The following is a 15,325-nucleotide window of genomic DNA, read 5'->3' on the forward strand; positions in this document are numbered from 1 at the left end:
GCGCCCCGTAGGTCCTTTACTGATGCGAGGATTTGGCCGCCCGCAATGTGTACCGGATCGACCGATCCGCTCTAATTCGTCACCTGGCCGATTCCTCGCTGGCGTTGTTATGCGCGTCATATTGCGCACAATAGACGAGCCGATTCTGCGGCGTGCCTTGCCGCTTTGAGAAGCGCAGCGGCCTTTGGTGCGCAGAGTGGTGCCCGCGGGCCCTTGGCGGGCCTGTGGCCGCCTAGGCTCCAGCGCCACTGCGCTCTCGATTACGTGCCGCCGCTCGACTTGGCATCGATGCGGCCGGGTCCGTTAAGACATGGCACTCATCTGCGCAAACAGAATTGCCGCTTCAGACGGCCCCAGCCCGACGATGCCCACGAAGGCTGACGGAGGCATCGGAATGACCTGACGGGTCGGCCTCCAGAGATGCAGGCAATAGCGACTGTTGTTCACATACTGTGACTGAGGAGGATGCAGCTGCATCACGCATTCCTCCTGATGCCAAAACAGATCTTTGGCGAGACACATCTCCTCCCAATTTGGAGATCGCCGAGGCGTCGACACAGAGACATGCTCCCATCCCGGACGAACGAAGCCGATGATCTTGAGCTGGCAGCCACAAGGCCCCTGCACGAAGAAGAGACCGGAAGGACCAGATCCGGGTGCGGTGGCGAACCGGCCATCGCGCACGCGTCCCGCTTCGAGCCTTTCTACAATTTGCTTCCTCACACCTCCTCCCTCTTTTGACCGATAGGGTCGAATCCGGCACCACTCGTGTTGTCCGACTCATACATTGACCGGCCGCCGCGCCGGCATGGGCAATCCCAACTACTGCGGACCATCTGCACCAAACTTAGTTGGAAGACGAACATCGGCTTTGTCCGGATCGTCCAGCGGAGAGTTTCTCCTGCAGTTTATCTTTCGACATCTGAATCTTTTCCTTGGATTTTCTCGTCATTCGTGCCTTCGGTGCGAACTTGCCTCATGCAGACAATCGGCACAGACATCTACGATGGTTGTCGCGGCAAGCCGGGCCTGCAGGAGCTGCTGCCGCCCCTTCGCCTAAACAAGTCCGCAAGGTATGGCGTTGGGCTAACCGTGCTTGATGCCAGAACCGACTGAAATGCCTCAGAGCAACAATGGCGGCGGAGGCCATTTGGCGCGGCATGATCCGGCGAACCGGCTAGTTTGGCACCAAACAAACGTCATCGGCTTCAGAATGCAAAGCGATGCCAAGTATCGACAGCTCGTCAACGAGAGGCTTTGCTCTTGCGACGATCTGACGGTGGGCTTTCATCTCAGTCCTTTTCATGTCGAGCGGTAGCCGGCTTACCGCCTGAGACACCGTCAATGCGTCATCTATGTGGCCGGTCACAACGGATCCACGGCCAGGGAACGCGTGACGAAGTTTCGCAGTTCAGCCCTAGAGGGCCTCGAGCTCCAACACGGCGAGACTTCGGTGGCCGCAGTCACAGTTCGCTCCGGTAGCGATCAGAACTGCCCGTCAAGCTCGCTTCTTTGCCGCCCCTCCGCGAGGCGAGCCAGCTTGTCATATTCCTCAGCGACCTTGAGGAGCCTGCATCTAGATGTGCCGTCCTCGATCGACTCCGCTTTTAGTCGGGTCGCTTCCGCACGGCCTCGCCAATGTTTGGCGTCTGAGAATAGATTTTTCTGCTTCATGCAAAAGAGGATGCAATGTTTAGATCAAGAAAATGCGACACGGGCCCTACGTAAGATCCCGTAGGCTGGCTTTCGCAAAAGCACCTCATTTGCAGTTAGCGCTGCCACTCGCTTTGTTAATGTCCGACATGGACAAGTCGCTGGCAAGAGACGTAAGCGCGGCGAGTAAGCTTCACTGCAATCCCTCGGTTGAGACGGCCGATTGGAAAGGCCACGCGAACGGAGCATGATCGACGAGATTTGGCTTCACCGGCCGTTCACGCAGAATTCTGCGCGAAATGCGCGGCTCTCGACATAAATGGCTTGAATCGGACGTAGCGTCAGATTGTAGGGTCTTCTTGCGGGCGAGCGTCCACGATCGCCTGCCGATGGCTTGGGAGCGACGGCTTGCAGACGGGACGCACTTGGCCTGTGCAGCAGACATTACGGGCTGAGGGCGCCAGCGCTACCTATCCGCACTCCAGTCAGCTTGCGTGAGCAATGTCGCGATCCGATTGCAGTTCGAGACCCTGGCCAGGGAAGGGTCGACAGATGACGCGCCCTGGACAAGCAGTCTCACTCGACCGGCACCGCTTGGAGCAGCACGTTCGCGCGGAGCACTCAGAGCTACCAAATCGAACGATGGCCACACTCGATGAGCTTCTCGCAACGATCAGCCACGCTTGCCGTTGTCAGGACGTGCGCGCATTCTCAGTTTCACTATTCGACGATTCCAAGCAACTCACGAGATCAAATCGCGCACGCTTCCTGCGAAAGGCCGCGACTGCGTTCAAGATCGCATTTGTTCCACGATTTGAGGAAGACATCCGCCTCAAGCTAGCATCGAAATACGCCACAATATGTGATGCGCTCAGCCGGCAGTCTGGCGGTCAGGCAGGTACCGATCTTTCCAAAGCTCTAGCGGCTCAGCTCTCCCGCTTTAATGACGCACTGATGGAACAAGTCGACTTCACATCACTTTCGCTCTTTGCGTGTTCATTTGGCCGCCATCCTGCGTCTTCCGACTGCCGCGATGGCGTGATCAGAATTGCTGAAGTTTGCCGCGACAAGTGCGAGCCGCTCCAGGACCTAACCGGCCAGCACCTATCATTGCTGATAAGCGGCCTTAGCAAGTGGCCGGATCAACCGGCGGTTCGTGAAGCCGCTCTCAGGATCGCGACTGAGATTTCTTGCCGTACGCGTTCGGATGATCGCCTCTCAGCGCTCACCCCGCGGCATCTATCAATGCTCGTGAACGGCGTCGGAAAATGGCTAGGAGAGGAACGCTTTCACACGGCAGTTGTGATCATCGCAGATGAGCTTGTGCGCCGAAGCGATCGACTCTCCGATTTTACCCAGGAACAGCTGGCGAATCTGATCAGCGTCTTTAGCAAGCGGCCGGAAAATTCCAGTTGTCGCAAGGCAGCGATCGCGATCAGCAACGAACTTCTCCGCCGCTCCGATCAGCTCCCCGATTTCAGTCAGCAGCGTCTGGCTAAGCTTGTAAACGGATTCAGCAGGTGGCCGGGCGAGCTCGCGCCTCGGCAAGCCACCGCCAAGATTGCAGGAGAACTCGTTCGTCGCGGGCTTTCCGTCGATCACCATGAGTTGGCGAGCCTGGTAAACGGCTTCAGCAAATGGACGGCGGAGGTTGCCTGTCTCGCGGCGAGCGTCGCGATCGCGGATCAAGTCATCCGCCACGCTCGCGGTGCCGAGCGCCTCTCTTATTTTCGTTACCAGGAACTCGGGGTGCTGGTAAACGGTTTCAGCAAATGGCGGCAGGACCCGAGCTGCCGCCAAGCCACAATTGAAATTGCCGGTGAAGTGCTCGCCCGCTGTGACCGCGCCGACGGCGTCTCCTGCATTACTGAACAGGCACTGGCGAACCTCGTAAATGGGTTCAGCAAGTGGCCACAACAGCTGTCTCTTCGCGACGCGACGGCTGCGCTCGCCCGGGAGGTCGTTTACCGTGCCCGACGGGCCGGTCAGCTCTGTGATTTTACGCAGCAAGGACTGGCTATTCTGTTGAACGGCTTCAGCAAATGGCCAACGGAAGTTCCGCTGCGCGAAGCTAAGACTGCGATCGCGAACGAGGTCCTTTCTCGGGCCTGCCGTTCCAACCGGCTTTCTCATTTTACGCGTCGAGCACTGGCGATCCTCGCCAACGGCTTCAGCAAATGGCGACAAGAGGAGATCTCTCGCGATGTGACGGTAGCCATCGCGCAGGAGATTCTTCGCCGCACTTTCCAGGTTTGTGATTTTAGCGAGCAGGAGCTTGCTCAGCTCATGCGTGCGTTCAGTCACTGGCCGAAAGAGGTCACCTCTCGCGAAGTCGCCGTCGTAATCTCCCAGGAGGTCCTGCGCCGCCTCACCGGGACTGCGCGTTTCACCGAGCAAGAGCTCGCATACTTGGCGAATGGGTTAGCCAAGTGGCCCGAAGTGGCGATCTGTCATCGAGCCGCTGCGGCTATCGGCAATTGGACAGCGCTAGGTGACCGACGACGAACACCATGTCATGCGGCGTTTTGAAGCAAACGGAACACGGCTGCACACCGCTCGTAAGGCACGAAGGGCTGCGCTGCTCCAAAGGACGATAACTCAATGCAGGATGACGCGAGCAAGCGGCGCGACCAACGGCACCACACTTTTAGGCGCGAGGTGATCGAGATAGGCGACGAGATGGGCTCGCAAGCTCGTTCAGCGGAGCGGATTTCTGGTCGTACTTTCAGCCATCAAAGGCAATGATCCACGCGTAGTGAGTAGGGAGGTTTTGACGGGCGGCACTATGTCGAATGGTGCATTGAACGGCCGCGGCAGATCTCTGCAGGTGCTCGGCGCTCTGCGTTCAACGGATTTTCCAGAAGAGCACGGAGGCGCGTCATCGCCGCCGCTCTCGGCAGAGATGCATCAAGTGTTCGCTCACGCCGCAGCCCTTTCGGGCGGATTGCTCCGGAGCCCGCGTACATCGTGTTTTTCAGGACGGCAACAGCGCCTCCAGAGTGCAGTGGCTTCTGCAGCTTTGGATGCCAAGCAGTCGTTCAACAGACGACCACGTAGCGCGAGCTCAAACCACAAGGAACTCTCTAATTATGCTCTGCCAGAAATGTCACGGAGATAACTGGTGCGAGATCGCAATGCACGACCCCTGGGCCGGCCGACCAGTGATCACCTGCAACATTTGCGGCGAGTATGCCGAGTACGACAGCCTCCAGCGCAAAACGGCTCACGCGATCATGGCAGCTACCTTGGCCTGTAGCGTGAGCATAGAGGACCAGCGCGATCCCCGGGTGGTTGCTGATAGGATCTTGGATGCACTGGAGAATGCCGGCTTAACAGTCGCTCGCGCCTCAAGATGAATGGGGAGGAGCGCCGATCGGCGCCTACGAGGCCCTGCCCGGCGATCCGAGAGCATGGGCTGCGCCGCTCGTTCCAACAGCCGTTTGATTGCCGTCAGACTTTCCGCCTTTTCCGTAGCCGCTCTGGAGTTGCACGCGCCCATAGCAACTGTTGGAGACCAGCCACGATTGTAGCAAACGCACCAATCCGGACTTAAACCGCGATGCTCTGAACGGGACCAGGGCTGAGCACCGCTTGGGCGCCGTCTTCCAACGCATGACGGCCCCCACATGGATCGAACCCGCAATCATCGCTGACCTGACGCGGCCTGCACCTGACGGCGCCTTTCGAGGTCCATCGTCCAAGTTGTCTGGAACGGCAAAGTCACTGCTCAGTGCCTTGACGGGAATTGCACTGATTGACCGGAATAACCGCTGCCGATGGACCTCGTTTCCCATTCTGCCTAGCGACGCCAGCCTCTAGAAATCCCGGGAAGCAGCCCCATCCAGACAGCGTAGCGGGAGAGCTCGGCCGGATAGACGAGGCGCCAATTCGCACAGATGCCACAGAGCATCCTCGCCATGGACGCTTGATTCGGCCGGCGAGCGCGCTCCTATTCCATGGACCTTACAAGAACTTCATTGACACGCGTGATCGCTCATTGCCACGACCAGCAGCCTCACTGCCGCGGCGTGGCTATGCCGGCACACTTGAGCAGACCCTGGCTGCGCAATTCCGCGGAGGACGAATAGCGAAGGCCAGCCGCTTTGGCGCAGCGCCTCCCGCCCTCCTCCCGTCGCGGCTGGCTCCTGGCGTGACATATTCCCGCGATAACCCCCGCAGGGGATTGAATCGTACGTAGCGTCAGATTGTAGAGTGCCCCTGCTAGTTGGCTCCAATCTTCAGTCGCCCTAGAATTCCTGTGGACAAAAGCGGAGCAAGCCGATCGCGTGTCATGAGAGGTGTTCTGCCAAAGCGGCTGAGGATCGCGCTGAGTGCGAAGGACGCTGTTCCTCTTCTGTCTACGCAAATCGCCAAGTCGCATGAGGTCACGATTGCCCAGATGTAAGAAGGACCAATCCAGCATTGGAGACTTCGAAATACGGTTGCGAGCGCCAACTGCCAACGAGCCTCCGCGAGACTGATGCGCTATCCTGGAGCGGTGATGTGAGAAGACCCGATGGATCCAACACGGTGTTGCTCGTCGACCATTGTGAGGGCCAATGTCGGGCAATTGTTGGCTTCAAGAATGGCGATCCTGGAAGAGCGTACATGTGCGGGGAACCAATTGTGACGGGACTGCGCCAAAAGCCGTCATCATGGTGCGCTTATCACCATGTCCGAATGCACGTCATGCCATGGTCGGACGGACGCGCCCGTCCTTAAACGAAAAGCAGACTAGACGACAACGAGTAGTCCGGGACGAGCGCGCGGCATGGTAAGCGGCTGATTGCGGCAGCAAGAGAGCTGCCGCTAGCTCCGCGAGCTGGGCCTGCTCGAGATGCAGGCCTGACGATTGCCCCAGGGCCGAACGCCGATGCAGGAAACGAGCCCCTCAACACCCGACGAACGAGCATTGGAAACCTCATGTGATCGCCTTGGAACGGAAATGATGTGGAAGTTTAGACACGCGAGCGATCGAAGATTGATCTCGGCGGCGTTCAAACCCGATAAGGCAGCGATCCATTTCGATGGCGCGCCTCTAAGCTCACGCCCCTTTTGGCGCATTCGAGCAGGCGGCCCGTGCTTAAACAGCCCGAGTCGGCTCCCTCCACGATCAGCTCATCCCGCGTGTTTCTGCCGTGGGACTGCAATATGCGCGCCTTCACCTATGCTTATCCGACCACCAACACGATCGTCCCGAGATTGATCGATGATACGGACTGCGCGACAGAGAACAACTTTCAAGGCTTTGTTTGCCGGGCTTGCTCGCAGTTGCACTGGATGAACAGCAAGACTCGAAATTTCTAGGCAAGGACAAGAAATGAGGGACACTCCTTGGCTCGACGCGCGAGCTGAGCATGGAGAGACTGCAGAACGCTTCTCGGCCGAACGGCCTGCTTACCTTTTGACTGCGCCGCAATTCATTGAGCGCACTCAAGCAATAGAGAAGCGCCTGACGAAGGCCGAACGAAATCTGCCGGACTACAAACTTTCGTATAGTCCTTCAAAACTCTTTCGAGGTGGGAGGTTTACCTCCGTACAGTTGAGCAATCGACGCAATACCTGTAGAGGTCCACACTTCGGCAGTTCGAGAGCGTGACGCTTCCGCATTTCGAAGAGCCAGCCGCGATTGACGTCGTCGATCGGGGACGACATTAGCCTGCGCAGAGGAATCATTTGTTAAGCCAAGAGAGCAAACGGCGGGTCGCTCTAATCACCGGCGTGACCGGCCAGGACGGCGCCTATCTTTCCGAACATCTGCTGTCGCTCGGCTATGTCGTGCACGGCATCAAGCGGCGCTCGTCCTCGTTCAACACCGCGCGCGTTGATCATCTCTACCAGGATCCGCATGTCGGCGACGTGCCGTTCCTGATGCACTACGGCGATATGACGGATTCGAGCAATCTGATCCGCCTGGTGCAGCAGATCCGGCCGACCGAGATCTACAATCTCGCCGCCCAGAGCCACGTCGCCGTCAGCTTCGAGAGCCCGGAATACACGGCCAATGCCGACGGCATCGGCGTACTCCGCCTGCTGGAAGCGATCCGCATCCTCGGCATAGAGAAGGAGACGCGGTTCTACCAGGCGTCGACTTCGGAGCTCTACGGCCTCGTCCAGGAGATCCCGCAGAAGGAGACCACGCCGTTCTATCCGCGCTCGCCTTACGGCATCGCAAAGCTCTACGGCTACTGGATCACGGTGAATTACCGCGAAGCCTATGGCATGTTCGCGAGCAACGGTATCCTGTTCAATCACGAGAGCCCGATCCGCGGCGAGACGTTTGTGACCCGCAAGATCACGCGCGCTGTCGCCCGTATCGAGGTCGGGCTGGAGGAGACGCTCTATCTCGGCAATCTCGAAGCCAAGCGCGACTGGGGCCATGCGCGCGACTACGTCGAGGGCATGCACAAGATCCTGCAAGCCGACAAGCCCGACGATTTCGTGCTCGCCACCGGCGAGATGCACTCGGTGCGCGAGATGGTCGAGCTATCGTTCGCCCAGCTCGGTCGCCGCATCGCATGGCGCGGGACAGGCGTCGAGGAGACCGGCGTGGACGAGATGAGCGGCAAGACGGTGGTGAAGATCGATCCGACCTATTTCCGGCCCACCGAGGTCGATCTCCTCGTCGGCGACGCCAGCAAGGCGCGCGAGGTGCTTGGCTGGATGCCGAAGCGAAGCTTTGCAGAGCTCGTCGCGGAGATGATGGCGAGCGATCTGGCGGTAGCAAAACGGGACGCGACGAGTGGCAAACGCTCCGTTTGAGCTGACAGGCAAGAGTGTCTACGTAGCCGGCCATCGCGGCATGGTCGGCAGCGCGCTTGCGCGCCGGCTGGCGCGGGAGGACGTCAAGCTCGTCACCGAGGACCGGCGCGAGGTTGATCTGTGCAACCAGGCGGCGGTGTTCGACTGGTTCGCAAGAACGCGGCCGCAGGTGATCTTCCTCGCCGCGGCAAAGGTCGGCGGCATCGCCGCCAACAACACACTGCGTGCAGAATTCATCTACGAGAACATTGCGATCGCGGCTAACGTGATCCAGGCCGCGCACCAGAACGGCGCCGAGAAGCTAATGTTTCTGGGCTCGTCCTGCATCTATCCGAAACTGGCGCCGCAGCCGTTGCGAGAAGATGCGGTCCTGACGGGCCCGCTGGAACCGACCAACGAGCCCTATGCAATTGCAAAAATCGCCGGGATCAAGATGGTGGAGGCCTATCGCAGCCAGTATGGCAGCGACTTCATCAGCGTAATGCCGACCAATCTCTACGGCCCCGGCGACAATTATCATCCCGAACTGAGCCATGTCGTCGCGGCGCTGATCCGGCGCTTCCACGAGGCGAAGGTCGCGGGTGCCAAGAGCGTTGCCGTGTGGGGCACCGGCACGCCACGGCGCGAATTCCTCTATGTCGACGACATGGCAGACGCCTGCGTGTACCTGATGAAGACCTATTCGGGAGCAGAGCTGATCAACATCGGCACCGGCGAGGACGTCACCATCGCCGAGTTCGCGCGCGTCGTCGCAGAGATCGTCGGCTACAGTGGCGAGATCGCCTTCGACACCTCGCGCCCCGACGGCACGCCGCGCAAGCTGCTCGACGTCAGCCGCCTCGCAAAGCTCGGCTGGCGCGCGAGGACATGGCTTACAGATGGAATGCGGCAGACCTATCAGGACTTCTTAGCGGTATCGGCCAAATCGGACAAAGGAGAGAATCATGCAGCTGTTAATTGCTGACGGCGCTCATTGTCCGATTCCCAGAAAGTTGCTTCGGATCGTCTGGCGACTTCGATTGGGTTTCCGGTGTTGCTTTGAGCTCGCGCACGCCGAGTGACGCGTGCGCGATGGAAGGCCGGCACGACTACACCGGTCGATAAATAGCGAGCGAATTGGTCAGGCGCGTCTTGCGAGACGCTCTGTTTTGAAGTTGAGGTAAACTGGTTACCATGTGCGGAATTGTAGGCATCTTGGGGCGCGGTCCGGTCGCGGATCGCCTCATCGATTCACTTAAACGACTGGAATATCGCGGCTACGACTCAGCTGGCATCGGAACGCTCAAAGGAAATCACATCGAGCTTCGACGCGCCGAGGGAAAGCTGAAAAACCTTGAGACACGTGTTCGCTGCCATCCGCTTTCAGGCCATGTCGGGATTGGGCACACGCGCTGGGCTACTCATGGCAAGCCAACCGAACACAACGCTCATCCGCATGCAACGGACAATGTTGCGGTCGTCCATAACGGCATAATCGAGAATTTCCGGGAGCTGCGCGCGGAGCTGAAACAGCATGGCGCCTGTTTCGCCTCTGAAACAGACACGGAGGTGGTGGCACATCTCATCGACTTTTATCTGAAGAATGGCTGCTCGCCGCAGGAGGCAGTAAAAGCGTCGCTGCCGCGGCTAGTGGGCGCGTTTGCGCTTGCAATCCTGTTCAAGGGCCAACACGACCTCATGATCGGTGCGCGCAAGGGCTCACCACTGGCGATCGGGCATGGCGAAGGCGAAATGTATCTCGGATCGGATGCTATCGCGCTCGCGCCCCTTACCGACTTGATCACCTACCTTGAGGATGGCGATTGGGCTGTGCTCAACCGCAACTTCAGCGTGGTCTACGACGCACAAGGCACAGTCGTCCGCCGGGATCTGGTGAACTCTGGCGCGTCGTCGGCTCTCGTCGAGAAAGCGAACTACCGCCACTTCATGGCGAAGGAAATCCACGAACAGCCGGAGGTGATCGGGCATACGCTTGCGCATTACGTCGATATTGCCAGCGAGAGCGTGGCACTGCCGCAGGAGCTTCCGTTCGACTTCAATGAGATCGGACATATCTCGGTCACGGCTTGCGGTACGGCCGGCTACGCCGGCCACATCGCCAAATACTGGTTCGAGCGGCTGGCTCGTATTCCGGTCGAGCTCGATGTCGCCTCCGAATTTCGGTATCGTGAGGCACCGATGCGCCAAGGAGATCTTGCGATCTTCATCTCGCAGTCCGGCGAGACCGCCGATACCCTGGCCGCGCTCCGCTACGCCAAATCGCAAGGTCTGCATACCCTCTCGATCGTGAACGTACTGAGTTCGACCATTGCGCGCGAAAGTGGGACAGTGTTGCCGACATTCGCGGGGCCCGAAATCGGCGTTGCCTCGACCAAGGCGTTCACATGCCAGCTCGTCGTCCTGGCGGCGCTTGCGGTCGCCGCGGGCAATGCGCGCGGTGAATTGTCGGAGGGCGACAGCATCGATCTGGTACGCGAGCTGATCGAAATTCCTCGGCTCGTTTCAGCGGCGCTGGCCAACGAGCCGCAGATCGAGAAGCTCGCACGCGACATCACCAAATCGCGTGACGTGCTATATCTTGGTCGCGGCACCTCGTTTCCACTGGCCATGGAAGGGGCACTGAAGCTGAAGGAGATATCCTATATTCACGCCGAGGGCTATGCGGCCGGGGAGCTCAAGCACGGCCCGATCGCCTTGGTCGACGAGAGTGTTCCCGTAATCGTCATCGCTCCTTCCGACCGGGTGTTCGAAAAGACCATCTCGAACATGCAGGAGGTCGCTGCACGCGGTGGCAAGATTATCTTGATAACCGACGCTAGGGGAGCCGCAGACGTGTCCATGGATTCACTCGCGACCATTATGCTGCCGGAGATGGGTGCGACATTCACCTCGATTGTCTATGCGATTCCGGTGCAGCTCCTAGCCTACCACACGGCCATCCTCATAGGCACAGACGTCGACCAACCCCGAAATCTCGCGAAATCGGTAACCGTCGAATAAGGCAAAGTGATGCGACCTCAGTTGTCGTGGTCAGATTCCGAATGCGCGAGCCGCGGTCAGATCGTATCACGATGTGCCGCCCAGCTCCAGGCCCCGATGCCACCGCGAGACTTGTGCCTGTTCTTGGCCCTGTTTACGGAGACGCCGGGTTTGGACCACATACGAACCGGAGCGCCCCTCGAAGTACGAGGCGCGCCGCGCTCGAAGGACAACGTGGCTGTTTCCAAGCATGGCCATCGGCGCCGCGCTTGATCGCCAGCGCGCTCACAAAATCCTTTCCGGCGAACCTCCGGTTAACTTTGAGCATATCGACATCGCTGGAGATCGGGTGAGATAATAGCGCAGTTCGGCCCCAATCGCAGGCTCGCGAGCTGTTCTAGCACGACATCTCACGGAGCTCCTCGCTGCGGCTCGTATGCCACCGATCTCGTCCTTCCCCTTTCTCTGCATATCGGTACGCTTGATGAGAACTTCGGCCACGCCACAGACACCAACCTTGTCGCCAACCTTGGCGCCGAGAATTGCCCCAGGGTTCAGTAGCTTGAGAGCCACTCCTGCTGCACGAGCGGAATGACGAGCGAAAATTGTGAGGGTTTGCGGCAATTGCCGAAAATATGCCGGAAAGGTCAGGCGCTTACGGCTTGGTCGATAGTGCCCTGATGGCCGATTCGCGGCCATGAAACTGCACGCGGCTGCGGTGAGATTTTCTCCGGAAGCGGCCATTTCAAAATCGAGAGGAAACTCGCCATGTCACCAGCGCCCATTGCGCACGCCTCAAATGCCAAATCGCGCATTGGCGCCATCTTACGTGCCACGAGCGGCAACTTCCTCGAGCAGTTCGATTTCTTCTTGTTCGGGTTCTACGCCAGTGCGATCGGAAACGCGTTCTTTCCATCAGGAAGCGAAACCGCTTCACTGCTTAACACCTTCGGTGTGTTCTGGCTGGGTGCCTTGATGCGACCTGTTGGTGCGATCGTGCTTGGAGCCTATATTGACCAGATTGGCCGTCGGCAAGGCCTGATCATCACGCTTTCGATCATGGCCATTGGCACCATCATCATCGCCTTTTGTCCGGGCTACGCGACGATCGGCATTGCCGCACCTGCGATCGTGCTGTTCGGACGGCTGTTGCAGGGCTTTTCTGCCGGCGTTGAGGTTGGTGGTGTTTCCGTTTACCTGTCCGAGATTGCCACTCCGGGCAACCGCGGCTTTTACACATCTTTCCAGTCCTCGAGCCAGCAGGTTGCGATCTTTGTCGCGGCTCTTATAGGATATTTTTTGAGCGAAGCACTTCCGGCCGAAATGGTTGCCGCTTGGGGCTGGCGGATCCCGTTCTTCCTTGGCTGCTTGATCGTACCGCTTATCTTCTTCCTGCGCCGGACGCTGGAGGAAACTCCGGAGTTTCTGGTCATGAAGAACCACCCAACGGCCCGCGAGGTCTTTGCCTCCACACTTGCGAACTGGCGCATCGTCATTCTCGGCATGATGATCGCGATGCTGACGACCACGACATTCTATTTCGTGACGGTGTACACGCCTACGTTCGGCAGGCACGTATTGCAGTTGTCCACGCAGAACACCCTCTTGGTGACGCTTTTGGTCGCGGTGACGAACTTCATGTGGAACCCAATTGGCGGCGCGATTTCCGACAGAATCGGCCGGAAACCGGTCCTGCTGACCATTGCCGGCCTTGCCTTGGTGACTGCATATCCAGCGTTGTCTTGGCTTGTAACGGACCCAAGCTTTGGCAAGATGCTGATCGTGGAGATGATGTTCTCGTTTTACTTTGGCACCTATAGCGGCGCCATGTTGGGCGCTCTGGTCGAAATCGTGCCGAAGCACATTCGCACAACTTGCTTTTCTTTGGCGTTCGCACTCGCCGCGGCTCTCTTTGGCACCTTTACGCCGCTTGCATCGACTTGGCTGATCGACCGGACAGATGACAAGGCGTCGCCCGGTTTCTGGTTGATGTTTGCGGCTTTGCTCGGCATTATCGCCGCGCTCACGATTTATCCAGGAAACACCAAGAGAGTTGCGAAAGCCGTTGCGACCCGAGCGGCCTAACCCGGCGGTAAGCGCGCAATTTACCACGCGTTAGCACGCGCGCCCGCGGGACGTTGGGGGCCCAAGGCTGAACTGAAGTTGGTGCGCGACTATCCCTGCGGTGATTTTCACGATGGTGCGCGGCCGTTCTGCCGATCACGGTTCTTCCTCTCGATTCCGTCCGGTGGTCGGACGGTGCGCTGCCCGCACTTGCAGTCGCGTGAAACACGGCGGATTTCGCGCGAGGACTGGGATCCCTCGCGCGAGCTCCACGCTCTGATATTCTGTGCGGCCGCCACAACACTCGAACGCGCACATCGTCGGGCTGCGTGAATTCCCCAGCGGACTGATCGTCTCGAAGGTAGCGACAAACGTTAGCGTAGCGGGCCGTCTTGTATCCTGGTCCAATACCGACCTCTCGGCGCTCGGATACGCAGGTTGACGGCTCACCTTCTTGTCGCATCTGGCGGGGAGTGGTCGAGAAGTTTGGTCGCGCCTGTACAACGAGCGACGGGCCAATGCGTAACCAGACCCAGGCTGTTGCTCGCTGCGCTCGATCAGCCGTAACTTCACGCACCGCGAGCTTGCGCAGATGAGGCGAGCTGTGCGAGCTCCGTTTCGAGCATAGGGTTGCGCTTGAACATAGCGTCGATCAATGCTTGGGCCGGCTGCTCGGCCGCCTCCACCCACGTCGCCTTCTCCGCTCGCGCGGAGGGCGCGAACACACGCTTGACCACGGTCGGCGATCCCCTCAGACCGCAATTGGCCATGTCATCCACCCCAGCACTTTGGGCGCTCCATTTTACGATTGTGGTGCGGGCGGCACGCAACGCATCTATCATTGCGCCGCGGCGAATTTGATTTGTTGCCTCTAACATGCTGACGAGACACGGCAGCTTGGAACCCAACACCTGGACGCCCCCTTCGCAGCGCCGTTCGGCCTCGATGGTCCGTAGCTTGAGGTCCAACGCTTTGATCGTGGAAACATAAGTGAGCTGCTGGACCCCGAGCCGCCTTGCAATGCCAGGTCCCACCTGCGCCGTATCGCCGTCGATCGTCTGCTTGCCGGTGAATATGACGTCCGGTGGGCCATATTCCTTTCCGATGTTGCGAATCGCGCTCGCCAACGCGTAACTCGTCGCCAGCGTATCGGAGCCCGCGAAGCTACGGTCGGTGAGCAGGACAGCGCGATCGGCACCAAATGTCAGTGCCTTTCGGAGAGATTCTTCGGCCGACGGCGGTCCCATTGTCAGGACGGTGACTTCGCCGCCGAATTGATCTCTTAGCTCGAGCGCAGCTTCCAATGCGAAGAGATCATAGGGGTTGATGATTGTCGGCACGCCCTGGCGCATGATCGTATTCGTAACAGGGTGCACGCGGATTTGCGCGGAGTCGGGGACTTGTTTGATGCAGACGATGCTGTGCATGTACTTCTCCTAAGATGCCGAGCCGACTCCCGACGCAGCAAATGTCATACCATCCAAGGCATTTCGCCAACGAGGAATGAATGCAGGCTGACGACGAGCCGGTTGTCGCAACTGCGATGGTTTACGCACCGGCGTGATCTCAAGCTGATCGGAGTCAGGGGCGGCAACGGAGCCGCAGCGATCACGCGCCGCTTCGACGCCAATGCCATTTTCAGGGCGCGTACGTTGCAAACAGACGATGGCAAGACTGGCCGAAGCGAAGACGCCCTACGCGTCGCCGGCGAGTAAATCCCAACCCAAGGCACAACGCTAGCATCCCCATCATGCATCCGAGCTGGCGACCGCCTCTTTTCCACGCTTTCCTATCCCAGTCGGCCGAGCGAGAGAGAGAGAGAGAGAGAGAGAGAGAGAGAGAGAGAGAGAGAGAGAGAGAGAGAGAG

7 protein-coding genes are annotated in these 15,325 nt (G+C 59.1%); 5 read left to right on the top strand and 2 right to left on the bottom strand.

Annotated features, from left to right (window positions below; genetic code table 11):
- Positions 1-303: 303 nt before the first annotated feature.
- Positions 304-723, bottom strand: a complete 420-nt coding sequence (locus ACFQX9_RS17090) for a hypothetical protein (RefSeq protein ID WP_094183635.1) — start codon at positions 721-723, stop codon at positions 304-306.
- Between the two features lie 1,572 nt (positions 724-2,295).
- Here ACFQX9_RS17090 and ACFQX9_RS17095 point away from each other — a divergent pair.
- The 5 genes from ACFQX9_RS17095 to ACFQX9_RS17115 all read left to right on the top strand — a co-directional run bounded on the left by ACFQX9_RS17095 (position 2,296) and on the right by ACFQX9_RS17115 (position 13,479).
- A complete protein-coding gene (locus ACFQX9_RS17095; RefSeq protein WP_377789695.1) occupies positions 2,296-4,182 on the top strand; it encodes a hypothetical protein in 1,887 nt (628 codons plus the stop codon).
- A 3,147-nt stretch (positions 4,183-7,329) separates the two neighbouring features.
- Entirely contained in the window at positions 7,330-8,415 is a 1,086-nt protein-coding gene (gene gmd, locus ACFQX9_RS17100) for a GDP-mannose 4,6-dehydratase (RefSeq protein ID WP_377789697.1), read from the top strand.
- Entirely contained in the window at positions 8,396-9,379 is a 984-nt protein-coding gene (locus ACFQX9_RS17105; protein WP_377789699.1) for a GDP-L-fucose synthase family protein, read from the top strand. Before gmd ends, ACFQX9_RS17105 begins: the two co-directional genes overlap by 20 nt.
- A gap of 209 nt (positions 9,380-9,588) precedes the next feature.
- On the top strand, positions 9,589-11,415 hold the full coding sequence (glmS, locus tag ACFQX9_RS17110; protein WP_377789701.1) for a glutamine--fructose-6-phosphate transaminase (isomerizing): 1,827 nt from the start codon (positions 9,589-9,591) through the stop codon (positions 11,413-11,415).
- A 747-nt stretch (positions 11,416-12,162) separates the two neighbouring features.
- Complete coding sequence (locus ACFQX9_RS17115; RefSeq protein WP_085348758.1) at positions 12,163-13,479, top strand: MFS transporter; 1,317 nt, start codon at positions 12,163-12,165, stop codon at positions 13,477-13,479.
- Between the two features lie 548 nt (positions 13,480-14,027).
- Here the strand turns inward: ACFQX9_RS17115 and ACFQX9_RS17120 are convergent.
- Positions 14,028-14,885, bottom strand: coding sequence for an electron transfer flavoprotein subunit beta/FixA family protein (locus tag ACFQX9_RS17120; protein WP_007605808.1), 858 nt, complete (start codon positions 14,883-14,885; stop codon positions 14,028-14,030).
- Positions 14,886-15,325 lie beyond the last annotated feature (440 nt).

Source organism: Bradyrhizobium sp. GCM10028915 (genome assembly GCF_042666195.1).
In the GTDB taxonomy this organism is placed as follows: Bacteria; Pseudomonadota; Alphaproteobacteria; order Rhizobiales; family Xanthobacteraceae; genus Bradyrhizobium; species Bradyrhizobium canariense_D.